At 34.0% G+C, this 25,779-nt stretch carries 24 protein-coding genes; 11 read left to right on the top strand and 13 right to left on the bottom strand.

All coding sequences use genetic code 11. The features are described from left to right. Nucleotides 1–151: 151 nt before the first annotated feature. Nucleotides 152–1,039: a helix-turn-helix domain-containing protein gene (locus BUA99_RS09000; protein ID WP_072991105.1), complete on the top strand. Its 888-nt coding sequence runs from the start codon at nt 152–154 to the stop codon at nt 1,037–1,039. A gap of 283 nt (nt 1,040–1,322) precedes the next feature. Here BUA99_RS09000 and BUA99_RS08995 read toward each other — a convergent pair whose 3' ends face one another. The 11 genes from BUA99_RS08995 to BUA99_RS08945 all read right to left on the bottom strand — a co-directional run bounded on the left by BUA99_RS08995 (nt 1,323) and on the right by BUA99_RS08945 (nt 13,299). After that, nucleotides 1,323–2,540 carry an NAD(P)/FAD-dependent oxidoreductase gene (locus BUA99_RS08995; RefSeq protein ID WP_072991102.1) on the bottom strand — a complete coding sequence of 406 codons (1,218 nt, stop codon included), beginning with the start codon at nt 2,538–2,540 and terminating at the stop codon, nt 1,323–1,325. Beyond that, a complete protein-coding gene (locus BUA99_RS08990) occupies nt 2,537–2,857 on the bottom strand; it encodes a 2Fe-2S iron-sulfur cluster-binding protein (protein ID WP_072991099.1) in 321 nt (106 codons plus the stop codon). The genes BUA99_RS08995 and BUA99_RS08990 overlap by 4 nt, the downstream gene beginning before the upstream one ends. 18 nt (nt 2,858–2,875) lie before the next feature. Then, nucleotides 2,876–3,619, bottom strand: coding sequence for an SDR family NAD(P)-dependent oxidoreductase (locus tag BUA99_RS08985; RefSeq protein WP_072991096.1), 744 nt, complete (start codon nt 3,617–3,619; stop codon nt 2,876–2,878). Continuing rightward, nucleotides 3,606–4,208, bottom strand: a complete 603-nt coding sequence (locus tag BUA99_RS08980) for an HD domain-containing protein (protein WP_072991093.1) — start codon at nt 4,206–4,208, stop codon at nt 3,606–3,608. Before BUA99_RS08980 ends, BUA99_RS08985 begins: the two co-directional genes overlap by 14 nt. Further along, nucleotides 4,208–5,635, bottom strand: coding sequence for an aldehyde dehydrogenase family protein (locus BUA99_RS08975; protein WP_072991091.1), 1,428 nt, complete (start codon nt 5,633–5,635; stop codon nt 4,208–4,210). The genes BUA99_RS08980 and BUA99_RS08975 overlap by 1 nt, the downstream gene beginning before the upstream one ends. Nucleotides 5,636–5,637: 2 nt before the next feature. Continuing rightward, on the bottom strand, nt 5,638–6,252 hold the full coding sequence (locus BUA99_RS08970; RefSeq protein WP_200778655.1) for an HD domain-containing protein: 615 nt from the start codon (nt 6,250–6,252) through the stop codon (nt 5,638–5,640). A 99-nt stretch (nt 6,253–6,351) separates the two neighbouring features. Next, a complete protein-coding gene (locus BUA99_RS08965; RefSeq protein ID WP_072991088.1) occupies nt 6,352–7,323 on the bottom strand; it encodes a SphA family protein in 972 nt (323 codons plus the stop codon). Between the two features lie 98 nt (nt 7,324–7,421). Next, complete coding sequence (locus tag BUA99_RS08960) at nt 7,422–9,233, bottom strand: PEP-utilizing enzyme (RefSeq protein WP_072991085.1); 1,812 nt, start codon at nt 9,231–9,233, stop codon at nt 7,422–7,424. Nucleotides 9,234–9,266: 33 nt separating this feature from the next. Next, nucleotides 9,267–10,334, bottom strand: a complete 1,068-nt coding sequence (locus tag BUA99_RS08955) for a PEP/pyruvate-binding domain-containing protein (protein WP_072991082.1) — start codon at nt 10,332–10,334, stop codon at nt 9,267–9,269. Nucleotides 10,335–10,361: 27 nt separating this feature from the next. Next, nucleotides 10,362–11,594, bottom strand: a complete 1,233-nt coding sequence (locus BUA99_RS08950) for a cytochrome P450 (RefSeq protein ID WP_072991079.1) — start codon at nt 11,592–11,594, stop codon at nt 10,362–10,364. A 211-nt stretch (nt 11,595–11,805) separates the two neighbouring features. Further along, a complete protein-coding gene (locus tag BUA99_RS08945) occupies nt 11,806–13,299 on the bottom strand; it encodes an AfsR/SARP family transcriptional regulator (RefSeq protein ID WP_072991076.1) in 1,494 nt (497 codons plus the stop codon). 492 nt (nt 13,300–13,791) lie between these two features. On the opposite strand from BUA99_RS08945, the gene rlmD reads away from it, so the two are divergent. The 3 genes from rlmD to BUA99_RS08930 all read left to right on the top strand — a co-directional run bounded on the left by rlmD (nt 13,792) and on the right by BUA99_RS08930 (nt 16,690). Beyond that, nucleotides 13,792–15,207 (top strand): 23S rRNA (uracil(1939)-C(5))-methyltransferase RlmD, encoded by a 1,416-nt coding sequence (rlmD, locus tag BUA99_RS08940; RefSeq protein WP_072991074.1) that lies wholly within the window; start codon nt 13,792–13,794, stop codon nt 15,205–15,207. Nucleotides 15,208–15,330: 123 nt separating this feature from the next. Next, a complete protein-coding gene (locus BUA99_RS08935; RefSeq protein ID WP_072991072.1) occupies nt 15,331–15,852 on the top strand; it encodes a DUF6452 family protein in 522 nt (173 codons plus the stop codon). Next, nucleotides 15,824–16,690 carry a DUF6048 family protein gene (locus BUA99_RS08930; protein WP_072991070.1) on the top strand — a complete coding sequence of 289 codons (867 nt, stop codon included), beginning with the start codon at nt 15,824–15,826 and terminating at the stop codon, nt 16,688–16,690. The genes BUA99_RS08935 and BUA99_RS08930 overlap by 29 nt, the downstream gene beginning before the upstream one ends. 514 nt (nt 16,691–17,204) lie before the next feature. Here BUA99_RS08930 and BUA99_RS08920 read toward each other — a convergent pair. Next, on the bottom strand, nt 17,205–18,431 hold the full coding sequence (locus BUA99_RS08920) for a THUMP domain-containing class I SAM-dependent RNA methyltransferase (protein WP_234972947.1): 1,227 nt from the start codon (nt 18,429–18,431) through the stop codon (nt 17,205–17,207). Nucleotides 18,432–18,525: 94 nt separating this feature from the next. Between BUA99_RS08920 and BUA99_RS08915 the strand changes: the two genes are divergently transcribed. From BUA99_RS08915 to BUA99_RS08885, 7 genes are all read left to right on the top strand, one after another. Next, on the top strand, nt 18,526–19,290 hold the full coding sequence (locus tag BUA99_RS08915) for a class I SAM-dependent methyltransferase (protein WP_072991066.1): 765 nt from the start codon (nt 18,526–18,528) through the stop codon (nt 19,288–19,290). Next, the gene (locus BUA99_RS08910; protein ID WP_072991064.1) at nt 19,291–19,986 is read left to right on the top strand and encodes a ZIP family metal transporter; all 696 of its coding nucleotides are present in this window, start codon (nt 19,291–19,293) and stop codon (nt 19,984–19,986) included. Between the two features lie 161 nt (nt 19,987–20,147). Further along, a complete protein-coding gene (gene murQ / locus BUA99_RS08905) occupies nt 20,148–20,960 on the top strand; it encodes an N-acetylmuramic acid 6-phosphate etherase (protein WP_072991063.1) in 813 nt (270 codons plus the stop codon). Between the two features lie 48 nt (nt 20,961–21,008). Then, nucleotides 21,009–21,230, top strand: coding sequence for a DUF6095 family protein (locus BUA99_RS08900; protein ID WP_072991061.1), 222 nt, complete (start codon nt 21,009–21,011; stop codon nt 21,228–21,230). After that, nucleotides 21,230–21,802 carry a pentapeptide repeat-containing protein gene (locus BUA99_RS08895; RefSeq protein WP_072991059.1) on the top strand — a complete coding sequence of 191 codons (573 nt, stop codon included), beginning with the start codon at nt 21,230–21,232 and terminating at the stop codon, nt 21,800–21,802. Before BUA99_RS08900 ends, BUA99_RS08895 begins: the two co-directional genes overlap by 1 nt. 11 nt (nt 21,803–21,813) lie before the next feature. Continuing rightward, nucleotides 21,814–22,188 (top strand): DNA topoisomerase IV, encoded by a 375-nt coding sequence (locus BUA99_RS08890; protein ID WP_072991057.1) that lies wholly within the window; start codon nt 21,814–21,816, stop codon nt 22,186–22,188. Nucleotides 22,189–22,215: 27 nt separating this feature from the next. Beyond that, nucleotides 22,216–22,986 carry a TerC family protein gene (locus tag BUA99_RS08885; protein WP_072991053.1) on the top strand — a complete coding sequence of 257 codons (771 nt, stop codon included), beginning with the start codon at nt 22,216–22,218 and terminating at the stop codon, nt 22,984–22,986. A 40-nt stretch (nt 22,987–23,026) separates the two neighbouring features. On the opposite strand, the gene BUA99_RS08880 is transcribed toward BUA99_RS08885, so the two are convergent. Next, entirely contained in the window at nt 23,027–25,729 is a 2,703-nt protein-coding gene (locus tag BUA99_RS08880; RefSeq protein ID WP_072991050.1) for a DNA gyrase/topoisomerase IV subunit A, read from the bottom strand. Between the last annotated feature and the right edge of the window lie 50 nt (nt 25,730–25,779).

Raw genomic sequence — 25,779 nt, 5'->3', positions numbered from 1 at the left:
GCTTTTTATAATTTATGGAAATCTACTGTAACAAATTTAGTGGAGTTCTGCCGTTTACATTTGGATTAAAAACAAACATACTTGCACAAAACGAACATTTTACTATTTTTAGTCAAAAAAAATAAGTAGTATTGCTTTAAGAAAAAACGAAATGAAAAAAAACCTTCTTAATTACAAAGGATTGTATGGCGACAATAACTCACATGAGCTAGGAAACTTTGTACATCATGAATTATTAGCGACAAGAAGTAAACTTTATAATTGGGAGATAAACGAGCATCTTCATACTGATTTATTCCAAATATTTATCATATCTGCTGGTGAAGGATTGCTAATTCAAGATAATAATAAAATAAAATTAGAAGCACCTTGTATTTTAATTATCCCAACAAATACCTTCCATGGATTTGAATTTCAGTCAGATGTGATTGGGGAAGTGCTTACGATATCAGACCAATTTATTGAAACAATATTTGCTAATTCACCACTAATATTATTAGAATTAAATAAAGTAAAACAATATAGTTTTACCCAAGAAAACAATGATATATTAAATGATTTACTGTTTTTAAAAAACAAAATAGTAAATGAAATAGCCGAAAACAAACAATATAAGCAATTGTGCTTACAATCTTTATTTCAATTATTTTTTATTGAATTGCATATCTTAAACACATTTGAAAATGAAAATAGAGGCCCAAACAACAGAACATTAACGTATTTTCATGCTTTTCAAAAAGGTATAAAAAAAACATTGCCTAAAACTAAACTTGTCAAAGAATATGCGGAAGACTTACGAATTACACCAGTGCACCTCAACCGAGTTTGCAATGCATTAGTTCAAAAATCAGCATTGCAAGTTATACAGGATTTCAGTATCACTGAAGCTAAAAAATATTTGGTGTACACCTCGCACTCTATTTCTGAAATAGCCTACTTATTAAATTTTAAAGACCCAGCCTACTTTTCGAGATTGTTCAAAAAGCAAACTGGATTTTCGCCTAATCAATATAGGAATACTGTTATTCAGAAAGAATGATGGAAGCTTTTCAGCGATTAGTTTTATATTTGTTTTACCGTAGATTCGCAGATTGATATTTAAAAAAAATAATCTACATATTTAAAAAATCTACTAAGCTAGGATAAAAAATTATATCCTTACTTTGAACGACATACACTTCAATATTAAAAAATTATTAAAAATTAATTTTGAAGAAATTTGTGAATTGGCGTTAAATAATGATAATCTCAATAATTTTATTTAGGATACAAATAATAATAAGTCGATAATTAAAAAATCTGCGAATCCGCGGCAGATGGTATTATATTTCTTGTTTCAATAACCCACTCAAATTAAATTCAAAATCAGCAACTTCCATTTTTGATGGAGAAATACCAGCAGTCAATAACTTTCTTGCGTTCAAGTGGTCTGCGGGACGATTTAAGGAATCTACTCCAATTAATTTTTCTTCTTTAAAATAATACACAGAAAAACATTCTGGTTTAGGCGACTGACGAATTATTGCTTCATCAAAACCAAAACTGATGCCGGCCATTTGTAGTTTTAGATGGTATTGATTGGTCCAAAACCAAGGAACAGTATTATATTCAAAGGGTCTTTCAACAATATGTGCCGCAGCAACTTTAGCTTGATCGACTGCATTTTGCACGGACTCTAATCGCAAACTTTTCTTTGCAAAAGGATTATAGTGATTTGCACAGTCGCCAATGGCATAAATATTTTCAATATTGGTTTGCTGAAACGGGTTAACTACAATTCCGTTATTAAACAACACCTCAGAATTTTCAGTCAGTTCCGACTCCACAATAACGCCAATTCCCGCTAAAATTAAATCGGCATCAATTTCATTTCCGTCGCTTAATTTTATCTTTTTACCATCAATAATATCTACTACAGAAACACCAAGAATCATTTCGACACCATGTGCTACATGCGTTTCATAAAAAACTTTAGATAATGTTTCGGGTAAAACCCTTTTCATGAGTCGGTCTTCGGTTTCAATTACCGTAACTTTTTTATTTTTTTCTACAGCTAAAGCTGCCAGTTCCAGACCGATAAAACCTCCTCCAATAATCACAATATGACTGGCAGGATTAATTTTTTCTTCAATCATTTTGGCATCTGAAAAATTGCGTAAATAATATACTTTTTCAGCGATATGGCCATTAAAACGAAGTCGCCTGTTACACGCTCCTGTGGCAATAATCAAATAATTGTACGCTATTACAGCACCATCAGAAAGATTTATTTCGTTCTTTTCTGAATCAATTTTTGCCACACGAACACCCAATTTTAAATCTATTGCGTTGTCATTATAATAATTTTCAGAACGGAATAAAATAGCTTGTGCATTTTGCTTTCCTTGCAAATAACCCTTTGAAAGAGGTGGTTTTTGATAAGGCGCATCCAATTCGTCAGAAATCATGATAATTTCGCCTTCAAAACCTTCTTCCCTTAAAGTAGAAGCTGCCTGAACACCACCGTGTCCCGCACCTATTATGACAACTCGCTTTTTCATTTCTCTTTTGGTATTCTTAAAATTATTCCGTCTAAAGCTTTTGAAGCTCTTACTTGACAACCTAATCTACTGTTTGCAGTTCGTTGAGCAATTGTACCCTCTAGCATTTCGTCTTCTTCCTCTTCCATTTCTGGAAGTAAATTTAGATAGGCATCGTCTACATAAACATGGCAAGTTGCACACATACAAGAGCCGCCACATTCAGCAATAATTCCCTTAACATCATTTTGTACAGCGCCTTCCATAAAAGTTGCTCCCAAAGGAAGCTCAATTTCGTGTGTTTTTCCTTCCGCTTCTATATAAATTACTTTTGGCATAATTTTAATTTTTACTAGTTATATAAATTGTTTTCCACCGTCAACCACAATCGTTTGTCCGGTTACAAAATCAGAAGCATTTGAAGCTAGATAAAGAGCCGTTCCCACAATATCATCTGCGGTAGAACCTCTTTTTATAGCGCCACGTTGCACTCCGTATTCTTTAGCATTATCCATCAAAGATAAACTAGCTTCTGTCAATGTAAAGCCTGGTGCGATATTATTTACATTAATATTAAAGTCGCCCACTTCTCTTGCCATACTTCGGGTAAGACCAATAACTCCACCTTTGGAAGCCACATAATGTGACCATTGAGGCGAACCACTCATGACCGTTGCTGACGAGATATTTATAATTTTACCACCACCTTGTGCTTTCATAAAAGGAAAGACCGCTTTACTTGCCATCCAAGTTCCTTTTAAATTTACGTCCATTACTAAATCCCATTCTTTTTCAGAAAGTTCATAGAATGGTTTGCGTTGTATTCCAGCATAAATAGCTGCATTATTTATTAAAATATCAATTCGTCCAAAGCTATCCATCACTTTTTGAGCCATCGCATTTACAGATTCTTCTGAAGTTACATCAACGGTAACAGCGATGCTGCCATCAATTTCTTTAGCAGTTTGTACTGCTCCATCGGCATTAATATCTGCAATAGCTACTTTTGCTCCCGCTTTTGCGAAAGCTTGAGCGAAAGCCTTACCTAATCCGCCACCAGCACCAGTGACAATAACAACTTTATCTTTAAGAGGATACATAAGGTATATATTTATTTAGATTTTCTTTTAATTCTGCAATTTCTAACATTTGTGTAGCGAATAATTTTCCTTTATCGGTTAACAAGGTGTCAAATTGCTTACGCAAGATTTCATGCACTTCACTTAATGATTTCGAAAACCAAGACTGAATTGTTTCGTTTCCATGACGCGTAAAACGCCACAACTTATCGCTGTCTTTAACAAGCGAATCATTTAAAGATTTTGCTTGGATTGTGGTATCATGCCCGTCAATTATATCACATATTTGGGTAATCAAACTTTCAGCATATCCTAATTCTGAAAGAATCTGTTTTGCAATGGCAACGCCTTCCAACTCATGTTGCCTTCTTAATTCAGGATACTTCATCAAGGGACCAAAGGATTCCAAGACTTTTTCGAGAGGGATTTTCTTCCATCCCGTGTCGTGCAACAAAATAGCTGGTAAAACCACATCAGGATTGGCATCAGGATAAAAATCCAATAGCTGTTTAGCCCAATAATAAGAAAACAAAGTATGCTCATCGTTGCTGCGAACATCAAGAAATGGGCAGGCTGCTTGCCAAACTGCTATGTCTTTGTCCCGTAACATTAATAACTGTAATAAATAGTTTTCAGCTCTGTGTACGATTCAATTCCGTAGCGACCTTTTTCTCTACCAACACCACTTTGTTTGACACCTCCAAAAGGTACATCGTGATACGAACGTTGAATATTATTTACCCATACGGATCCTGCTTCGAGTTCTTCAGCAATGCGCAATCCAGTTCCTAATTCGCCAGTAAAAACATAAGCGGCTAAACCATAATCCGAATCATTAGCCAATGCTATCGCTTCCTCATTAGTCTTAAACTTCATAATTGCAGCTACAGGTCCAAAAGTTTCTTCCCTCATGATTTCCATACTGTGATTGGCATCAGCAATGATAGTAGGTGGAAAAAACCATCCTTTTTCGAATTCAGCTCCTTTCAGACGTTCTCCGCCGGTAGTTATAGTTGCTCCTTTTGCTTTTGCATCAGCAGTTTGCTCTTCACTGGTTTTATAGATTTTTTGGCTTATAATCGGACCCATATCACAACCTGAAAACTGATTTCCAATCGTCAATTTTTTTGTTTCTTCGGTCATTCTAGCAACATATTCGTCGTAAATATCCTGATGCACATATATTCTACTTACCCGATAACAAAACTGTCCGCTGTTAGCAAAAGTATGTTTTACAATCGCAGGAACGGCAATATCTAAGTTTGCATCTGCACAAACAATTACCGGCGATTGACCACCTAATTCTAAGGTGAACCTTTTCCCCAGTTGAGCAGCAAGAGCACCAATGCGTTGTCCTGTACTTGTTCCGCCAGTAAAAGCAATTTTAGAGGTGTATTTATGAGTTACCATCGCATCACCAATATCACGGCCACGACCCGTTATCACATTAAATACGCCTGGTGGATAACCCGCTTGCGAAAACAATTCGGCAAGACGCATCGTTGATAATGGTGTTTCATCAGAAGGTTTAGAAACTATAGTACAACCCGCTATCAAGGCGGCTCCTAACTTCATAGTTAGCAACGCAATAGGATAGTTAAAAGAAGTAATAGAAACTACCACTCCAATAGGTTCTCTAATCACCATCACTCTTTCGCCTTCAATATTATGCAATGGAATTTCACCCTTAAGACGCAAACCTTCTTCTGCATAATAATCCGTTAAATCAGCACTTCTAGTAATTTCGCGAATACAAGCGTCAAGGGGACGACCTAATTCATTCGCTAATAAATTTCCTAATTCATCAGCATGATCTCGCATTAATTGTGCTCCTTTATGTTGCAATGAAGCACGTTCCGCTACAGGCACTTTTTTCCATTTTTTAAAAGCTTCGTGAGCAGCATCCATAACAGCATTGACATCATCTAAATTGCTATGAGGTACTTTATCAAAAACTTTGCCCGTTACAGGGTTAGAAACATTTCCATAATTCCCTGATTGCGGTTTTGTCCATTTTCCATTTATAAAATTTTCCATATCTAGAGTGTATCAGCTTGTAACATTACTTTAGTTGCTTTTAGATCTGCTTCTGCCATTTCCTTTGATTCTTTAAGATGCAATTGCGGGATAATATCTGTACCTAATCGCGCACAATACTTTCCTGGTGTTTTCTTAAACCAATCGCAGGCAACGCTTACACCGGCAACGGTAAATCTCCATAACTTATCCGCATCACGTACAATTTCGTCCTCTAGTGATTTAGCAAAACCGCGTGTATCGTGTCCGTCAATTATTGTAATCACTTTTTCAATAAATGTATCATCATAGCCTAAATCTTTCAACAAAGGTTGTGATAACCGAACTCCTTCAGACTCATGAAGGTAACGAACATCGCTTTGCATAAAATTCTCCGATTGAAATCCTTTCTTAAAAATATCATCTTCATCAATAGAATACCAGCCTATATCATGTAAAATGATGGCAACCGCTACGAGTTCTCTATCAGCTGCTGGATAAGCATCAGCCAAAAGCATGGCATAATAATAGGAAATAGGGATATGAACATCATTTTTTCTTACCCTCATATATTTTTCAGCGGCTTGAAAAACTTGTTTATAATTTTCCGAAACGTGTTTTATCATCTCTTTTTTCATTTTAAAAATTATTTTTTAGAGTGTAAATTCAAATACTTAGATACAATCTAACCTTTTATTTAGGCATTTTCCAAACTAAACTTCCTGCTTAGAGCAGAATTACTTTTTAACTTTTGGTGGAAAATATTTTATAAAACGTAAAGTTGTTCTAGTCCCTTGTGGTCTGTTTACTGCTGAAACTTCAAAAGCAGTTGTCAAAGCTAAAAACCAGCCCGTCTTAGTTTGTAATTGAAGCAATGGACCAATAGCAAAAACGGATTCTTTGGAATTTGGTAGATTAACTCCATTTACTTTATCATTTGAAAGTTGCTCCGCCAAATAACCTTGAACTCCCAGTCTAAACTCGCCCGACTTTCCAGGAGCAAATCTACTTTTACCTACAAGATGCTCTAATGAATAATTTAAATGATAGTTAACTCCAACTTGGACATCTGTATTTGGAATTTCTTTATATTTTCCATTAAAAGTTAAATGGTTTCTCATCGAGAAAGAAAAATCTTTATTAAAAAATAAGGTTGATGCCCAGTAAGGCTCTACGGACAGAAACCTCGAACTTGCGTTGATTGGTGATGTTCCGCCATTATCATTATAAGAACCAATAGGAAGAACGAAATCTAATTCTAATCGGTTAGGAAAGGGTAGTCCAAAAAGTTTAGTATCAAACCATTGCACTCCTGCGCCCAAGATAACATCTCCTAAACCTGATTTTCCAATAAGATCATACGGTTTTTTAGAGTCTAAAACTACTATTGGTACCAATGCATCAAACAAAAGATTACCGCCTAGAACTTTCACTTTAGTTACCCAAACCCCTTGATTCATTAATAATAGTGAGCTAATTTTCAATTTATCGACTCCATTAGGCTTTAAATCATTACCAAAAGGATCTTGTAAAACTCCAGAATAGTGTGATACGTATTCAAAAGAATAAAAACCAGGACCAGGAACTGCACCATCTAGTACATTAGTCAGTCCAAAATTACCTGGAGCTTGCGGTAAATCTTGCGCTATGCTCGACACGCTTGAGAAAATAGTTAAAAATAATATGGCATAACAAACTTTTGTTTTCATATTTGTAAAATTTATTTTTATGAATTAAGAATAAGGCTTTGTGTAATTTAAAAAAACAATTACTATTATCAATAATAATCATTTCCAGAAATTATTATTTACGTTGACAAAATTTCAACAGTTCCAGCACCGCCGTCTACGCGAATTCGATCACCAGTTTTAATTTTAGTACTTGCGTTTCCAGTTCCAGTTACGGCAGGTAAACCATATTCTCTACAAACAATAGCTGCATGAGACATCATTCCCCCAATATCAGTTACAGTGGCTTTGATTTTTCCAAAAACAGGAGCCCAACTTGGTGCTGTAACTCTTGTTACCATTATTTCCCCATCTTGTAAATCACGAAGTTCTTCTGCACTGTGTATAATTCTTGCAATACCTTCTACTTTTCCAGGAGAAGCAGCCATTCCTTTAAGTTTATTACCCGTATCTTCACTGGATAACCATCCTTGAACACTTTCTGAAGTTATTCCCCAAAGCATGATTGTAAAAGGTTCCGTAACTATTTCTGGCGGTTTGTTAAAAGCAGGTTCAGGTGGAGCAGTCGCTAAAGCATCTATTATTTTCTTTCTTCTAGCAATTTCAGCTGGTAAGTAATCAGGTCCAATTGCCGGTACACCCATTGCCCAACCACGACCATAATCAAATAATAATTGGTGGATTTCTTCTCTACGGAAGTAGAACATATCCTCAATATTTTCATAAAAGCCTTCTTTGACAAAAACAGCACTCAACTCGCGCATTTTTCTCCAAAACACACACATTGACCAATGCTCTATATAAAAGTTATGATTTTCAACGTAAGGGAAAACCACACGTGCCAATCCTAATTTTTGGTCGAATGCATTTTGTGCATCTTCGCCCGGCAATGAATCGCGGTACTCTTCGGTAATACGATCTCTTTCAGCTGCAATTTTTGCCGTAGGACGATCTATTGTTTCTCCTTTTTCAAGTCTTTCTGTGTAGCTTTTTATGTATTCAAATGGAATATCTAAATGGTCAATCCAGTATTTATCGCTTGAATAAAATCCGTTTCCGATAGTAAAATTAAACCATGGGTATTTTGCACCTTCCCAAGCAGCAATCCACTCTTTTCCTTCCGTAGAAGTTTCCATGATTTGAAGTGCTTTGTCTAATTCGTTGTTTTTCAGAATATCGTTAAGACCCAATTTTACCGCTAGTTTAGCCAATTTTTGTAACTCTTCGTCAGGGCGAAATAAATCTACCTCTACACCTTGAACCATTTTAGCAACAGATAAATCAGGAATTCCAGGGAAAGTTTCTTTACAAAAACCAAAGAAATCTAAGTAAGCAGCGTAACCAAGATTTAAAAATTCGAAGTGATACATCCAAACCTTATAGCAAAGGTCTATCATTTTATCATAATTCTGAATCATGTGATAGGTAGGATCTAGTCCAACTCCGTTTTTAACCCATTCGATATCAATCACCTCTGGCAACTGTTCAAATTTTATGGCCTCCATTTCATCAATAACTCCTTTGACTTTTTTGTGCCAATTTTCCAATAAACTATCCCAGTTTTGAAAATAGAATCCTGCGCGTTCCATAAATTGCGGTACTCGATCAGCTATTAGTGAAGGATCAACCTCAACTGGACTCATATAGCAATAGCCATTGTGAATTTTAAAATCGATACCATTTGCTGGCGGGATTAACCATTGTCTGGTGTTATATTGTCCTAAACATTTTACAGAAAACTCTACTGTTAACGCATCAAATGGTTTGAAAACATTTGGCCAGTGTTGTGAATCACAAAAGAAAAATTTTGCTTCTTCGTTTTCTTTCAAATTATCATGAAACGTCATGTAATAAGGATACAATTCTTTCCAGCCTTCAGCGCCTTCAGGTGCTTTATGGTCATAAGGACTAATAAATGCTTTTGTTGACATAATTTTTATATTTTTGGTTTGTTAATAGCAATTTTATTTTTTTGTGCCAATAGGATTCATAAGCGTATCAATGATACCTTCCATTCCCGTAAGCGCTTTTCGTTCGATTGTTTTTTGAGACCACACTGTTTCTGGTCTGCTTTGAAGTAAGGTTACATTCTCGCCCTCTGGAAGATCAGCATCTATTGCCCATTCAATATCTTGCGGACATTTATAATGCTTTTCAATAATTTTTGAAATTTTACAAATTTCAATTACTTCCTCTTCGGATAAACTTGGTTCTTTAGCTCTTTCTGTTTCAATTTCTCTAATAACCACGCATTTGTTAAACATATCTGGTACATGCTCGATATTTTTTTCTTGGATGTTTGAAACAATTATTTGTAACATTATTTTGTCCACAAGGAAATTATCCGGTGTAACTTCGCCAGAAACAACAGCCTCACCTAAACCCCAAGAAGAGTCAATCACAATTTTAGAGCGGTCACCATTAATTGGATTCATCGTCATTGCAACTCCCGCAGTACGGGCATTGACCATTTTTTGAATCACCACACTCATCAGCAATTCCGTTTCATCAATATTTTGATTTTTACGGTAGTTAATGGCTCTTGCAGTAAATAAACTTGCCCAGCATTTGCGCACATTTTTCAGCACTTCGTCCTCACCTACAATCCACAAGTACGTATCTTGCTGACCCGCAAAACTTGCATCCGGTAAATCCTCTGCAGTAGCACTTGAACGAACCGCAACTGGCAAAGCATTTGGAATTCCAGCCTTTTCACAAAGTTGTTTATAAGAATCTTTTATGGCAATTTCCACATCATTTGGAAGCGGTTTATCTAAAATTAACTGACGGATTTCAGCAGAATTAGACTCCAATTGATCTGTATTTGTACAATCGATGCAACTCACTTTTTCTAAAATAACATCTAATAATTTACCTTCTTCTAAAAATTTTGAGTAAGCATGTGTCGTTACAGAAAAACCCATTGGTACGGGAAAATCTGCTGCACTCATGCTTGCTAAACTAGCTCCTTTTCCTCCTAGTAAAATGTACTCTTCTGGTTTTGCTTCTTTAAAAAATAACGTATATTTCATAACTGTCTTTTTATTGTTTTTTTATAATTACCACTTTACTTCTAATGCAGTTGGAGCTCTAAAAGAGGTGTTTTCTGCAAACTTGAATTCTTGATTTTCTTTCAATTTCATTGTTGGAACTAATCTTGTCAGTTCTTCTAACACCGTTTTAAATTCTAATTTAGCTAATGGAGAACCCAAACAAAAGTGGATTCCGTAACCAAAAGAGAGATGATCTTTAGAATTTTCTCGTTGAATATCAAATTGCTCACCGTCATCAAAATTACTCTCATCCCTATTTGCAGAGCCCATTAATAATAAAAGATTTGAATTAGCAGGAATTTCTACACCGCCTATTACACTGTCTTCTAAAGCGCGTCGTCGCCAAGAAACTATTGATGGCGAATATCTCAAAACCTCTTCAATTGCGTTTGGTATAAGTTCTGGATGCTCACAAATTGCTTTCCAACTTTCTGGATGTGCTAATAATTCTCTGGTACCATTCGTGATTAATGTTGTTGTGGTTTCGTGACCTGCAAACAACTGACTGTAACATATTGTGGCAATTTCATGATCAGTTATTTCGTGTCCTTCCTCTTGTAAGCGGATTAAATCTCCCGGTAAATCATCAGTAGGATTTACTTTTCGTAAGGCAACCATTTCTTGACAATAGTTCCAGTAGTTTATCATGTTTTGGGCATGAATTAATTGATCTTCATCGGATAAATTTCCCCATGTCATTAGGAGGCGGCTTTCTGCCCAACTCTTTACTTTTTGCACGTCATTTTCAGGAACGCCGAGTAACATAAAAATAACCAATGCTGGTAAATCATAAGCCAATTGCTTTACAATTTCGGCTTCGCCATCGTCTTTAAATTTAGTGATCATTTCAATCGCAAGATCTCTTATTTTTGGTTCTAATTTTTTAATTCGCTTTAAGCTGAATGCCATGCTAACAATACGGCGAATTCTAGTATGATCTGGCGGAATACGTCCCGATAATCCAGAAAGACCTACAAGTCCTTGCTCTTCCATAAGTGCCTTAGCAACAGGCGAAATGGGCTTAAAAGGAGACTGCGCATTCTGCGAGGTATATGTTTTCCAATTACTAAATACTGCTTTTACATCTTCATATCTAGAAACAACATAATACCCTAATTCTCCACTAAAAAAAACAGGCTTCTCTTCTCGAAATTCTTTATATTGTGGAAATGGATTTGATAAATCAAAGGGATTGAACTCTTCCTTATTCATAAATGGACAACCTGAAGGTGCTTGCATAATTAAAGATTTATAAATTATACAACAAACATAAAAGCAGTTTCTTTGGTTTATCTTTGGTTTTAGAGATAGGAAATTAATTTTTTAAATAAAAAAAACATACTTCATTATTTTAAAAGGTATTAATCATTAAAATACTACAGGATTAACACTTTTATTATTAATTATTCAAAATATAATTTTAATACGTTTTAAATATTATCAAAATAAATTAATATTGCGTATTGCGAATTAAATCATTGTACAAATCTTTGAGCGCCTGAGAGGGTGTTCCTAAATTAAATTTCTTCAGAGATTCAGTGTATACTTTAAATTGTCTATTTAAAGCATCATATCGCTTTAAAGATGCTAAAGCTAACATTTTTTCCTTGTGCGCTTCTTCTAAATTAGGATCCTCAGCTAAAGCTCGATCTGCGTAGGAGATAGCAGCGGCATACTCCTCTAATTTTCTATTTAGGGAGGCTAAACTATAAAGAAGCTTTTGATACATTTCTTTGTACCAAAAGCGTTTGCTCCAGCACCAATCATCATCACCATTTTCAGTATATTTCAGTGGTATATCCTCAAATAATTGTCCTGAATACAGTCGCTCAGCTGATGTATAACAAACTTTTGCTTGTTCCAATTCGTCGTTTTGTGCATGCATTTTACCTTTGACACATAATTCTCGAAACATTGGCAAATCAATCCAACTATCATAAGGTAACTGCAAGTAATAAATAGAATTTTGGTTTATAATAAATGAATCGTCTTTCCCTAAGCTACTATCGCCACCTAGTACTTGACGCAAAAAACGAATAGAATGATAAAATCGATTCATAGCTATTTCCGTCGTTTCAGCATCTGGCCATAATAAATCGGCTATTTGTTCTCCTGATGCTCCTTTTTTACCTTTTAATAAAAGATAGGCAAAAACAGCTTTAAGTTTTTTAGTAGCACCTGATTTTGTATTCCAGTTTATTAATTCACCATTTTCACGATAAATTCGCAATTCACCAAAACACCTTATTTTCCAACGACCTTCGTCGCTTTTAGAAATATTTGTTAAAAGAGTTCTTTCTTGAGAATAGGATTTTTCGAATGTCGAATTATTTTTATTAGATAATAATGCTTTATGATTTTCATCAACATTACCTAATAAATAATCAAAGCGTTCCCGTATGCGATTATGTATTTGTATGTGGGGTGGCAAATAGTAGGGATTAACTTTTAGTTTATTCGTTGCATAAATCAACGGATGTGAAGCTAACCCTATCAATAATTGATCATCAAGCAATATGGACTCATTATAGATACAAACAATAGTACATTGCGGATTTTTATTGAGAAAATCTTGAAATGCACCTTGTAGTTCTCTAAGATAAATATCCCCAGAAGGTGTGCGAACCGCCCATGTCATCTCTACAAAAATTAGTAAGTTATGACTTTTAGTTATTTTAACCATTTCTGCTAATGCGTCAATAACCGGTCTAGCTCGAACAACTGGTTCCCGAAGTTTAAATTGAGATGATAGCAAAATTTGTCCCTCATTTACAGTAACAGAACCTTTTTTAAATAGTGCTTTCACTTTTTTACGAGGTCTTTCATCTGAAATAAATATCCACGACCCACTTTCAATCGAAGTAGTAAGTTGAACGAGCGATTTTACAAGTGAATCTTCATCCGGTATAAAAAGTCCAATATAATTCTCATTGTTTTCTTTCATTACGTTAAAAATACTTAATTAACTGAACTCATAAACTGATTTATCTTTAAATATTTTCTACTTTTCAATGTTTATATAATTTTTACCTTAAAACGTTTATATTGTTGTAAACTGTATTAACATTATTGAATGTAAACATTGGTTATTCTCTTCTCTTCAAAGCAATTTTCTTTGAACGATAAAATTACGAGTTAAATGATACAAGTAGTAAAAGAGTGTTCTAAGTCTTTGTATAAATCTAAAAAAAAGTGATAATAATTTTAAAGACAACTTCCTTGCCCCTGATTGAAGCGGATAACCCGCAGTAGCATAAGCCTAAAAAATCGTGTGAGAAAAGAACAACCGCAGGAAGCTCCTTTTATCGCCGATTTTAGGATTATGAAACGAGGATTAGTAGTGAAAAGCAGGATGAGGCACAACGAAAAAGAATAGTTTTTAAAAATATTTTAAAATTTGAATTTATTAAACCAACCAAAAGTTTATTTTTGCGACATGGCTAAGAAAAATACAGACAAAGTTGTCTTTCATCAAATAAAAGTCCTTGATGCTGGTGCAAAAGGCGTTTCGGTAGCTAAAGCTCCCGATGGAAAAGTAATTTTCATTCCAAATGTCGTTCCTGGCGATGTGGTAGATGTGCAAACTTTTAAAAAGCGCAAGGCCTATTACGAAGGGAAAGCGATTCATTTTCATGAATTTTCTGAACATAGAATAGAACCTATTTGTCAACATTTTGGAGTTTGCGGTGGTTGCAAATGGCAAAATATGAAATATAGTCAACAACTGTATTATAAGCAAAACGAGGTTTTGAATCACTTACAACGAATTGGAAAAGTAGAATTACCAGAATTTGAGCCTATTTTAGGTTCAGAGAAACAGTTTTTCTATAGAAATAAAATGGAGTTTTCTTTTTCTAACAGCCGTTGGTTAACAGAAGCTGAGATTGGTAGTACTGAAGATTTAGGAAATAGAAATGCCCTTGGTTTTCATATTCCGAAAATGTGGGATAAAATTCTTGACATCACTAAGTGTCATTTACAAGAAGATCCTTCTAATGCAATTAGAAACGAAGTTCGCGATTTTGCAAATGTGCATGGCTTGACATTTTTTAATCCTAGAGCACATGAAGGTTTGCTGAGAACTTTGATGCTTAGAACAGCTTCTACAGGAGAAATAATGGTTTTGATTCAATTTTTCGAAAATGATAAAGTAAAAAGAGAATTACTTTTAAATCATTTATACGAGAAGTTTCCTCAAATTACTTCATTACAATATGTCATCAACAATAAAGCAAATGATACTTTATACGACACTGATATAAAATTGTATAAAGGAAGAGATTACATACTTGAAGAAATGGAAGGGTTGAAATTTAGTATCAATGCTAAATCTTTTTACCAAACCAATTCAGATCAAGCCTACGAATTATATAAAATAACGAGAGATTTTGCAGGATTAACGGGTAATGAAATTGTTTACGATTTATACACAGGAACAGGAACAATTGCACAGTTTGTCTCAAAAAAAGCTAAAAAAGTAATAGGTGTAGAAAGTGTTCCTGAAGCAATTAAAGATGCAAAACTCAACGCTGAGCGCAATGACATTACAAATTGTGAGTTCTATGTAGGTGATATGAAAGTGGTCTTCAATGACGATTTCATTGCTCAACATGGACATCCGGATGTTATCATAACAGACCCACCAAGAGACGGAATGCATAAAGACGTTATTGAACAAATTATGAAAATTGCTCCTGAAAAAGTAGTTTATGTGAGTTGCAACTCAGCTACTCAAGCAAGGGATTTGGCTTTGATGGATGAGAAATATAAAGTAACTCGCGTACGCCCAGTTGATATGTTTCCACAAACGCATCACGTTGAAAATGTAGTTCTACTAGAAAGAAGAAAATAGTAAGCAGCGTTCACTATAATAAAACCGATAACGAATAACAGATAACGGATAGCGGATAACGGATAACGGATAACGGATAACTGATAACTGATAATTAACCGCAGAGCACTGAATAAAGACATTATGAAAAAAGTAATTTTGATAATATTTGTAATAGCGCTCTCTTTTTCCAGCTGTGAGAAAGATGATATTTGTGATGCTAATACACCAACAACTCCGAGATTAGTAATTAGTTTTTATGACTTTTTGAATCCTTCAATTTTAAAAAACGTCACAAATCTAAAAGTTGTTGGAGAAGGAATGACAAGCGGAGTATTAATTAACGGCTCAGAAATAACTAATTTAAATTCTATAGCACTTCCGCTAAAAACTGTTGGAACCACGACAACTTTTAGTTTAACTTTAAATTCTGGTAATTCAAATCCAGTATTAGTTGATGAAGATATTATAAAATTTGATTATAGCACTCAGGAGCTTTTTGTTTCTCGAGCCTGTGGTTATAAAACAGTTTTTACGTTAGACCCTATAAATCCATACACACATACTGATCCTATTGCTGCTAACCAAAAATGGATCAAATTTATATCAGTTGAAAAAAATAATATAGACAGCGAAAATGAAACACACATCAAGATCTTTTTTTAGTTTTGTTCTGATATTATCGATAACTCTTGGCTATTCGCAAGAAACCAGTCCAAAAGTAAAACCAATAAAAAATAGTGTAAAAGAAACAAGTGCTCCTCCGATTTTCGAGAAAGAACAGCAGATTCCTGCAGCTCCTTTAACCTTGGTAAATACTGATACAATTATAAAAAAAAAGGACTCCATCTTTCAAAAAACAGATCGTTATGGTTTGCGTGTAGGTTTAGATTTATATAAGCTTACACGTGGTTTGTACGACAGTAATTATAAAGGTTTAGAGTTAGTGGGAGATTATAGATTGACTAAAAAATACTTCTTAGCAGCTGAAATAGGCAATGAAAATAAAACTACGGAAGACGACCGAGTAAATTTTACCACAAAAGGATCTTACTTAAAAGCTGGATTTGATTACAATGGCTATCAAAACTGGTTGAATATGGAAAATATTATTTCAATAGGTTTGCGTTACGGTTTTAGTACTTTTAATCAAGAACTTAATAATTACCGAATTTACAATGCAAATCCTTATTTCCAAGAAACTCCAATAATTCAATCAGGTCAAAAGTTTGACGGTTTATCAGCCAGCTGGATTGAAGTAGTTGCTGGTATAAAAGCTAAAGTATTTAATAATGTGTTTGTAGGTTTCAGCCTTCGATTAAATCGTTTAGTAAGTAATAAAGAACCTGAAAATTTTTCAAATTTATACATTCCAGGTTTTAATAGAACTTATGATGGTAGTTTTGGTGTTGGTTTAAATTACACAGTAACTTATTTTGTACCAATTTATAAAAAGAAAGCCAAGGCGGTTGCTAAAGTAGTCGATGAGAAAATTAAGAAATAAGAAAATATGTAAATTTAAAAGATGATATTTTTCAATCAACGATAGGGAGTTCATACGTTTTGTCATTTAGAAAATAAAAACAAAACAGCATAAAAAAAAGAGATGATTTTTAAAAAATTATCTCTTTTTAAATTTTAAACTAAATTGTCTATAAAAATAAAGTGATAGGGATGATTTATCTTGTCCGATAACCTGATTATCTAAATCAGTAATTTTCTAATTAAAAAAACTACTCTATTTCCCTGACGCCTTTCATAAAAATCCATTTCATAAAGAACTTCTCGCCGTCTTTCGTTTTAATAGCTTGAAATTTAGGAGACAGGATTGTTCCAATAAAAAATGCCGATATTGGTATCCAATAACCTGTTAAAGGCGTATAATAGGCCACTAAATATCTAGCAGAAATAAATAATATTGCAAAACAACCTAGTTGATATATAAATGCTCTTATTTGTAATTTGCTCATTTTGATAGTTGATTATAATTGTGTTAATCACATTTTTTTAGGATAAATCTATAGCGTGTTATCTGAATTATTGATCGTATTTACCTCTATTATTTTATTTGCGGTCTCTGCACGAGCTTCGGCAGAAAATTTAGTTCTCTTACTACCTTCGTACATCTCGTATTTTACCAATCGCGCTTCTAATCCAGCATTGAAAAGTTTAATTTTTCTCGAAGGTTTTAATCCAACATACTTTAATGCTTCTAGATTTGCCGTGATCATCCATGCATTAGTAGCTGGGTAATTTTTCTTTAAAGTATCTCCAATATTTTTATAAAATTCCTCCATGTGAATATCTAAACGCTCATCATAGGGTGGGTTAAATACAATATGCAATTTTTCCTCTGATCTTTTTGAAGTATCAAAAAAGTTATCTTCTTCAATTGAAATATAGTCCTCTAAATTGGCATTCTTTATATTATCTTTTGCTTTTTGAACCGCACTTGGCGCTTTGTCATATCCTTTTATGGTATGATGAAATTCTCGTACCCGTTTTAATAAACTATCTGAAATAGCTTCAAATAGATCATTATCCCAATCATTCCATTTTTCAAAAGCAAATTCTTTACGATTAATATTTGCTGGAATATTGCATGCAATCATAGCGGCTTCAGCAAGGAATGTTCCAGAACCACACATAGGATCCAAGAAATCAGTTTGACCATCCCAGCCTGAAAGCAACAAAATTCCCGCAGCAAGAACTTCATTTATTGGAGCAATATTCGTTGCAGTTCTATAACCACGCTGATTTAAAGAGTTTCCGGACGTATCTAATGCAACTGAAACTTGGTCTTTATCAATATGAATGTTTATACGTAAATCAGGATGTACTTTATCTATACTTGGACGTTGGCCGGTTCTTTCTCTAAACTGGTCTACTATGGCATCTTTACACTTTTGAGAAACAAATTCAGAGTGATTGAAAAAAGTAGAATGTACTGTTGTGTCAATTACAAAAGTCTGATTTGCGTTAAGCAATTTAGACCAATTCATGCTTGATATTCCTTTGTATAAAGCTTGTTCATTGTTAGCCTTAAAAAAATATATAGGTTTAAGTATTTTTAAAGCAGTACGTAAAGCTAAATTTGCCTTGTACATGAATCCTTTATCTCCCTTAAAACTTACCATTCGAACTCCTTGCTCAACATTTTGTGCACCGAGCATTTGTAACTCTTTTGCTAATATCTCCTCAAAACCAAAAAAGGTTTTGGCAACCATTTTAAAATTATCTTCCATTTGCCTCCTTTGCCCCTAAAGTGGGCATTGTTATCGTTATATTTGGCAAAAATACACTAAATTTGCATCAATTAAATTAATTGAAATAGAATAAATGTCTGAAGCTGAAAAACTATCTACGGAAAAACAAGTAAAACCAACTGCAAAATGGTATTCCTCATGGTTTGACACTCCATATTATCACATACTATATAAAGAGCGCAATTACCGAGAAGCACAAATTTTCATGGATAATTTGACGCATTATTTAAATCTACCTGAAAAAGCAAAAGTACTGGATTTAGCCTGCGGCAAAGGCCGTCATTCTATCTATTTGAATCAGTTGGGTTTTGACGTACTTGGCGCTGATTTGTCTGAAAATAGTATTGCTGACGCAAATAAAAACGCTAACGAAACGCTACATTTCAAGGTTCACGACATGCGAGAGCCATTTGAAGAAAAGTATGATGCCATATTTAATTTGTTTACCAGTTTTGGTTATTTCGAAAACGACGAAGACAACTTAACTACGCTGAAAGCTATTAAAGAAAGTTTGTCAGAATATGGATTTGCAGCAATTGATTTTATGAATGTGCATCAAGTGGTAAACACCTTGATTCCTGAAGAAATGAAAACTGTTGATGGAATTGATTTTCACATTAAACGCTATGAAAAAAACGGACACATATACAAGGAAATCGATTTTATTGACGAGGGACAGCCTTTTCATTTTACAGAAAAAGTAAAAGCACTCACTTTAAAAGATTTTGAAGAACTAATGGAAGAAGCTGGAATCTATTTGCTAGATATTTTTGGCGATTATAAATTGAAGAAATTCCACAAAACAGAGAGTGAGCGTTTAATCATGATTTTTAAATAGATGAACTATCTTTTACCCTTACTTTCCGTACTTTTAGGATATGTAATTGCATTGGTTTTAAAACCAAAAAACAAAACTAATTTAAAGTTGTTACTAGCTTTTAGTGGTTCATTCTTACTTTCCTTAACAGTGATGCATCTCTTGCCAGAAGTGTATCAAGTTAACAACCACACCCTTGGCGAGAGCCATAACCATAGCGCAGGTATTTTTATAATGCTAGGAATTTTATTCCAAATCATCTTAGAATTTTTTTCAAAAGGTGCTGAACATGGTCACGTTCACGGACACCCAAATATGTCACATATTCCGTGGTTATTATTTATCAGTCTTTGCATTCATGCATTTCTTGAAGGTTTTCCTATAGGTCATGATCACAGTAATTTAGCATTAGGAATTGCAATTCATCATTTGCCAATAGCAATTATTTTAACCACATTTTTTTTAAACTCAAGCCTAAATAAAAAAGCAATTTTTGTATTCATGCTCACATTTGCATTAATGACACCGTTAGGGACGCTTGCTGCTGACTATTTTACAGGACTTGAACAATATCATAGCCAAATCACAGCAGTTGTAATAGGAATTTTATTTCATATTTCTTCTACTATAATTTTTGAAAGCAGCGAAGGGCACAAATTTAATATCGCTAAGGTTTCTATGATCGTTATTGGTATCGTTTTGGCCTATTTTTTATAATTTTTTTGTTTGGGCGTGTTCGCAAAAGCGAAACGGGCTATGCGCTGCAATCTTTTTTATTTCGCTTTCGCTACATAAAAAAGGATTTCCACTACTATCCCTCACGCAGTTAAAATAACGACAAGAACAAATTGTTCAACATAAATTCAACAGCATTAAAAATGACATTTATTAAAACCACGGAGCAGCAATCACAATACGAACATTTAGAAACAATGTCAGTATCAAATTTGCTTTCAAATATAAATAAAGAAGATAAAACAGTACCACTTGCAGTTGAGAAAGCGCTACCAGCAATTGAAAGTTTAGTAAATGTGATTGTCACTAAAATGCAACATGGCGGTCGTTTATTTTATATTGGAGCGGGAACATCCGGACGTTTAGGAATTTTAGATGCATCAGAATGTCCACCAACATTTGGCGTCCCATTTGACTTAGTTATAGGAATAATTGCAGGTGGAGATTCTGCGATTCGTAAAGCAGTAGAAAATGCCGAAGACAATACCGCTCAAGCTTGGTTAGATTTACAAAAATATAATATTAATGAAAATGATGTAGTTGTCGGGATTGCCGCATCGGGAACAACTCCTTATGTCATAAGTGGTTTAGAAAAGTGTAATGAAAATAATATCACGACAGGAAGTATTTCTTGCAACGAAGGAAGTCCACTTTCTACAGTAGCGAACTTCCCAATTGAAGTAGTTGTTGGAGCTGAATTTATTACCGGTAGCTCTCGAATGAAAGCGGGTACAGCTCAAAAATTAGTGCTAAATATGATTAGCACCGCAACAATGATTCAACTTGGCAAAGTGAAGGGCAATAAAATGATCGATATGCAACTTAGCAATAGTAAACTTATTGATCGAGGTGTGAAAATGATCATGGACGAAATTCCTATTTCTTATCAACAAGCAAGAAAATTATTAAAGCAGCAGGGCAGCGTAAGAAAAGTGATTGAAGTCTATAATGAGTAGGATTAATGTATAAGTTTATAAACTAATTATCAACCAATAAAATTATGTATGGGAACAGATAAACAAATGTTATCAAAAGGAATTACCTATTTAGCAGGTTCTATACCTCTCTTATTTTTAGGTCCAGTGGTTATTCATAATGCTTTTATGAATAAACAAAACGTGTGGCATTACTTAGTATTAGCTGTTGGTATAATAATTTGTATTCTGGCAGTTTATTTTGCATATCGGGGTTTAACAATAATTGTTAAAAGTTTATTTGACGACTAATGGAAGATTTAATACATATTCAAAAAACATTTGAAAAAGTAAACTTGATTAATCAAAGAATTAACAATCGAGAATTCGAAGATTGTATTTTCAAAAATTGTGATTTTTCGAATAGCGATTTTTCCAATAATATATTTATGGATTGCGAGTTCATCAATTGTAATTTAGCGATGATCGACCTAACCAATACAAGCTTAAAAACGGTTAGTTTTATAAATTGTAAATTACTTGGAATACATTTTAACAAATGTGTTGATTTTCTTTTTAATGTTAGTTTTCAGGAGTGCGTGCTGGATTATGGATCATTTTCTAATAAAAAAATGCTTAAAACTAAATTTCATTCTTGCTCAATAAAAGAGGTAACTTTCGCGGCCGCAAACCTTACAAATTCCGTTTTCGAAAATTGTAATTTGGATAATGCCGTTTTTAATGATACGCAATTAGCAGGGACTGATTTTACCACAGCTTATAATTACAAAATCGATCCAGAATTTAATCCAATGAAAAAAGCTAAATTTTCTACTCAAGGAATTGCTGGGCTTTTAGATAAATACGATATTAAAATATTATAATAAAGACGAATATGAAAAAATTATTAGTATTACCTGTTTTCATGCTACTGTTTTCATGCTACGATGTGGAACGCAGTTGTAAAGATTTCAAAACCGGAAAATTTAAATTTGAACATGAAGTTGATGGCGTTATGAAAACAACTGTTTTTCAACGTAATGATAGCATCGAAATTGAGACTTACGAGGGAAAGACTGATACCGCTTCCATACGCTGGATAAGCGATTGTGAATATGTATTGCGAAAATTACATCCAAGAAATATGGCTGAAGAAAAAGCTATAGGCATGAAAATTTTAACAACTACAAAAGATTCCTATACCTTTGAATTTGGAATAGTAGGCTCCGACAATAAACAAAGAGGAACCGTAACTAAAATTTCAGATTAAATCACTACGAACAATTAATTTAAAAAAATGGAAGTATTTTTAAATCCAGATGCGTGGATTGCCTTGTTAACATTAACTTTTCTTGAAATTATTTTGGGAATTGATAACATCATTTTTATCTCAATAGTAACTGGAAAATTACCTGTCGAGAAACGAAAAAAAGCTACACAAATAGGTTTGTTTCTAGCTATGTTTATGCGTATCGCGTTGCTTTTTGGAATCACTTTGTTAATTGCAATGAAAGCACCTTTTTTCACCATAAACTGGGGCTGGTTCAGTGCTGAATTTACTGGACAAGCAATAATTCTATTTCTTGGTGGATTATTTTTAATTTACAAAAGCACTAAGGAAATCCACGAAAAAGTAGATCATACAGGAGAAGAAAAATTAGATTTAAAAGCAACTGCAACAAAATCATTTTCTAATGTGATTGTCCAAATCCTACTAATCGATTTAATATTTTCAGTTGATAGTATTTTGACTGCTGTGGGAATGACTAATGGAGTTGAAGGTGCATTGTATATCATGGTAACTGCTGTATTAATTTCTGTGGGCGTAATGATGCTGTTTGCAGTACCTGTTGGAAACTTTGTGAATGCTAATCCGTCTATTCAAATTTTGGGATTAGCCTTTTTAATCTTAATTGGTTTTATGTTAATTACTGAAAGTATGCACTTATCGAATGCCTCATTAGTTGGCGAACACGTTGGCGTAGTTCCTAAAGGTTATTTGTATTTTGCGATTGCATTTTCTTTAGGAGTAGAATTCCTGAATATGAAAATGAGAAAAAAAAATTAATAATATTCTATAAAAAATAGCGCACTAAGAGCGCTATTTTTTATTCTAAACTTAAAGTTATTTGTCCATCATCATCTAGTTGAATATTTGAATCATTAATATCTTCAACAACAGTTGGCTCAGGTACTGTTTCAACTGGAATTTCATAATGTAAAGGCGGTAAAAGATTTACTTGTTTCAATTTATCAGTAGTCAATTGATTTCCCATTGCTTTAAAACCTTTTAAAGCAATGTAAGATTCAATATCTACGATTTGACTTTCTTTTTGAACTCCCTTTACTTTTGAAAATATTAATTCAGCAACAGGTCGATAATCTGTGGATACGATTTCTAACTGCGAGTTAGGATGTTCTGTAATAAAAATTTCTTCTTTATTTTCAATTTCGATTAAAAAACGTTTTATATAATACCTTTCTTTTTCACCGTCAAAATAAATAGCCGAAATAGGTTTTTTTGGAATCCATTTTTCTAAAATTATCATTCCATGATCAAAATGAGTACTTAGTTCAGGAGTTATCACTTTAATTTTTCCAGATTGTGAAATAATCAAGATTTTATCGCTTGGTCTGAATTCACCTAATAACTCCCCTCTTCCATCCACATTTAGTCGTTGCACAGTGTCATCAAACCAAACTTTACGCGGCAGTAAAGTCGAAATTCCTTTTTCTTTAAGTTCGATTTTTTTAATTGGGTATTTTGTCACTGTATTACCTTTAGAACTTCTTCCTTTAATAGTCAAACTGGCGAAGTCAATATCGAATTTTAGCTTTTTTACAGTTCCTACTTGGCGCAATAAAATAGTAATGACTTCAGCTTCACCATTTGGGTTACAAGAAAAATATACTACTTGTGATCCAGCAGTTTCATTGGTTAAATCGTATGCTTTATCGCGAGTAACTCCTGAAACATTAAATCTTTTTATATATGATGGACCTGATTTTCCATCACGGTAAATCATATTGTAAATAGTTCGCTTGTCGCTTTTATCAAAAATGGCAATGTGAATAATATCTTTACCCACAAAGGTTTTTGCATCTACTTTAGTAATCATCATTTTTCCGTCACGAAGAAAAACAATCACATCATCAATATCAGAACAGTCCGTGACATATTCATCTTTTTTCAAACTCGTTCCTACAAAACCTTCTTCCTTATTTACATACAGTTTCGTATTTCTTAATACTACTTTTGTAGCTTCGATATCATCAAAAATACGAAGCTCTGTTTTGCGTTCTCTACCTTTGCCATATTTTTCTTTTAATTTAGCAAAGTAAGCAATAGCAAATTCGATTAAATGCTCTAAATGATGTTTCACTTGCTCAATATCGCCTTCCAGCGATTCAATTTTATCTTGTGCTTTATTACTATCAAACTTAGAAATTCGCATGATGCGAATATCCAATAATCGCAAAATATCGTCCTCCGTTACTGCTCTTTTTAAATGACTAATATGCGGCTTCAAACCGTCGTCGACCGCTTTTATAACGCTTTCACGAGTTGTCATTTCCTCAATATCACGATAGATTTTATTCTCAATAAAAATGCGCTCTAATGACAGAAAGTGCCATTGTTCTTCTAATTCACGAAGTTGAATTTCTAATTCACTTTTGAGCAACTGTACTGTCCTATTAGTTGATATACGTAACATATCAGAAACACCTACAAATAGCGGTTTGTTATCTTCAATCACGCAACCTAAAGGCGCTACCGAAGTTTCACAAGCCGTAAAAGCAAATAAAGCATCAATTGTTTTATCAGGAGAAACTCCTGGAAATAGGTGTATTAGTATTTCAACTTCTGCAGCTGTATTATCTTCAATTTTTTTGATTTTGATTTTGCCTTTATCGTTAGCTTTCAAAATACTATCAATCAAAGTCGTTGTATTAGTCGAAAACGGGATTTGGGTAATTACCAATGTATTCTTGTCGAGTTGCGCAATTTTGGCACGAACACGAACACGTCCACCACGCAAACCATCATTATAATTAGAAATATCAGCAATTCCTTGTGTCATGAAATCCGGATACAAGGTAAATGGCTTTCCTTTTAATATTTTGATGGAACAGTCTATTAACTCATTAAAGTTATGCGGCAATACTTTCATCGAAAGACCAACGGCAATCCCCTCAGCACCTTGTGTTAAAAGTAGCGGAAATTTTACCGGAAGATTATTAGGTTCAGCACGTCGTCCATCATAAGAAACGCCCCAGTCAGTGATTTTTGGAGAATATAAGACCTCCAAAGCAAATTTAGATAAACGTGCTTCAATATAACGTGAAGCAGCTGCACCGTCACCTGTTAATATATTTCCCCAGTTTCCTTGGCAATCAATTAATAATTCTTTTTGGCCTATTTGCACCATTGCATCACCTATGCTTTGATCACCGTGAGGATGATATTGCATGGTGTGCCCAACAACGTTAGCTACTTTATTGTAACGACCGTCATCCAATTCTTTTAGCGAGTGCATGATTCTACGTTGCACTGGTTTAAAACCATCCTCAATTGCAGGAACCGCTCGCTCTAGAATTACATAAGAGGCATAATCCAGAAACCAGTCCTTATACATTCCCGTAACTTTGGTAATTGTATCGCTTCCTTCTTCTTGATTATCGTAAAAATGCTGTCCGCCTGAAGTTATGATATCTTCAAATCCTTCGTCGTTTGACTCGTTAGAATCATTCGTTTCGTTTTGTGATTCGTCTCCGTTTGGTATGATGTTATCTTCTTCTTCGTCTTTCATAAAAATGCTTAAAACTCAAGTTATGGCGCTATAATAACTCCATTTAAATT

The sequence above is a fragment of the Flavobacterium segetis genome (assembly GCF_900129575.1).
GTDB lineage: Bacteria > Bacteroidota > Bacteroidia > Flavobacteriales > Flavobacteriaceae > Flavobacterium > Flavobacterium segetis.
This window is presented reverse-complemented; position numbering and strand designations above follow the sequence as displayed.

Bases quoted from the DNA above. Each gene is read 5' to 3' on its own strand.
- BUA99_RS09000 (WP_072991105.1), top strand. From the start codon at position 152: ATGAAAAAAAACCTTCTTAATTACAAAGGATTGTATGGCGACAATAAC.
- BUA99_RS08995 (WP_072991102.1), bottom strand. From the start codon at position 2,540: ATGAAAAAGCGAGTTGTCATAATAGGTGCGGGACACGGTGGTGTTCAG.
- BUA99_RS08990 (WP_072991099.1), bottom strand. From the start codon at position 2,857: ATGCCAAAAGTAATTTATATAGAAGCGGAAGGAAAAACACACGAAATT.
- BUA99_RS08985 (WP_072991096.1), bottom strand. From the start codon at position 3,619: ATGTATCCTCTTAAAGATAAAGTTGTTATTGTCACTGGTGCTGGTGGC.
- BUA99_RS08980 (WP_072991093.1), bottom strand. From the start codon at position 4,208: ATGTTACGGGACAAAGACATAGCAGTTTGGCAAGCAGCCTGCCCATTT.
- BUA99_RS08975 (WP_072991091.1), bottom strand. From the start codon at position 5,635: ATGGAAAATTTTATAAATGGAAAATGGACAAAACCGCAATCAGGGAAT.
- BUA99_RS08970 (WP_200778655.1), bottom strand. From the start codon at position 6,252: ATGAAAAAAGAGATGATAAAACACGTTTCGGAAAATTATAAACAAGTT.
- BUA99_RS08965 (WP_072991088.1), bottom strand. From the start codon at position 7,323: ATGAAAACAAAAGTTTGTTATGCCATATTATTTTTAACTATTTTCTCA.
- BUA99_RS08960 (WP_072991085.1), bottom strand. From the start codon at position 9,233: ATGTCAACAAAAGCATTTATTAGTCCTTATGACCATAAAGCACCTGAA.
- BUA99_RS08955 (WP_072991082.1), bottom strand. From the start codon at position 10,334: ATGAAATATACGTTATTTTTTAAAGAAGCAAAACCAGAAGAGTACATT.
- BUA99_RS08950 (WP_072991079.1), bottom strand. From the start codon at position 11,594: ATGCAAGCACCTTCAGGTTGTCCATTTATGAATAAGGAAGAGTTCAAT.
- BUA99_RS08945 (WP_072991076.1), bottom strand. From the start codon at position 13,299: ATGAAAGAAAACAATGAGAATTATATTGGACTTTTTATACCGGATGAA.
- rlmD (WP_072991074.1), top strand. From the start codon at position 13,792: ATGGCTAAGAAAAATACAGACAAAGTTGTCTTTCATCAAATAAAAGTC.
- BUA99_RS08935 (WP_072991072.1), top strand. From the start codon at position 15,331: ATGAAAAAAGTAATTTTGATAATATTTGTAATAGCGCTCTCTTTTTCC.
- BUA99_RS08930 (WP_072991070.1), top strand. From the start codon at position 15,824: ATGAAACACACATCAAGATCTTTTTTTAGTTTTGTTCTGATATTATCG.
- BUA99_RS08920 (WP_234972947.1), bottom strand. From the start codon at position 18,431: ATGGAAGATAATTTTAAAATGGTTGCCAAAACCTTTTTTGGTTTTGAG.
- BUA99_RS08915 (WP_072991066.1), top strand. From the start codon at position 18,526: ATGTCTGAAGCTGAAAAACTATCTACGGAAAAACAAGTAAAACCAACT.
- BUA99_RS08910 (WP_072991064.1), top strand. From the start codon at position 19,291: ATGAACTATCTTTTACCCTTACTTTCCGTACTTTTAGGATATGTAATT.
- murQ (WP_072991063.1), top strand. From the start codon at position 20,148: ATGACATTTATTAAAACCACGGAGCAGCAATCACAATACGAACATTTA.
- BUA99_RS08900 (WP_072991061.1), top strand. From the start codon at position 21,009: ATGGGAACAGATAAACAAATGTTATCAAAAGGAATTACCTATTTAGCA.
- BUA99_RS08895 (WP_072991059.1), top strand. From the start codon at position 21,230: ATGGAAGATTTAATACATATTCAAAAAACATTTGAAAAAGTAAACTTG.
- BUA99_RS08890 (WP_072991057.1), top strand. From the start codon at position 21,814: ATGAAAAAATTATTAGTATTACCTGTTTTCATGCTACTGTTTTCATGC.
- BUA99_RS08885 (WP_072991053.1), top strand. From the start codon at position 22,216: ATGGAAGTATTTTTAAATCCAGATGCGTGGATTGCCTTGTTAACATTA.
- BUA99_RS08880 (WP_072991050.1), bottom strand. From the start codon at position 25,729: ATGAAAGACGAAGAAGAAGATAACATCATACCAAACGGAGACGAATCA.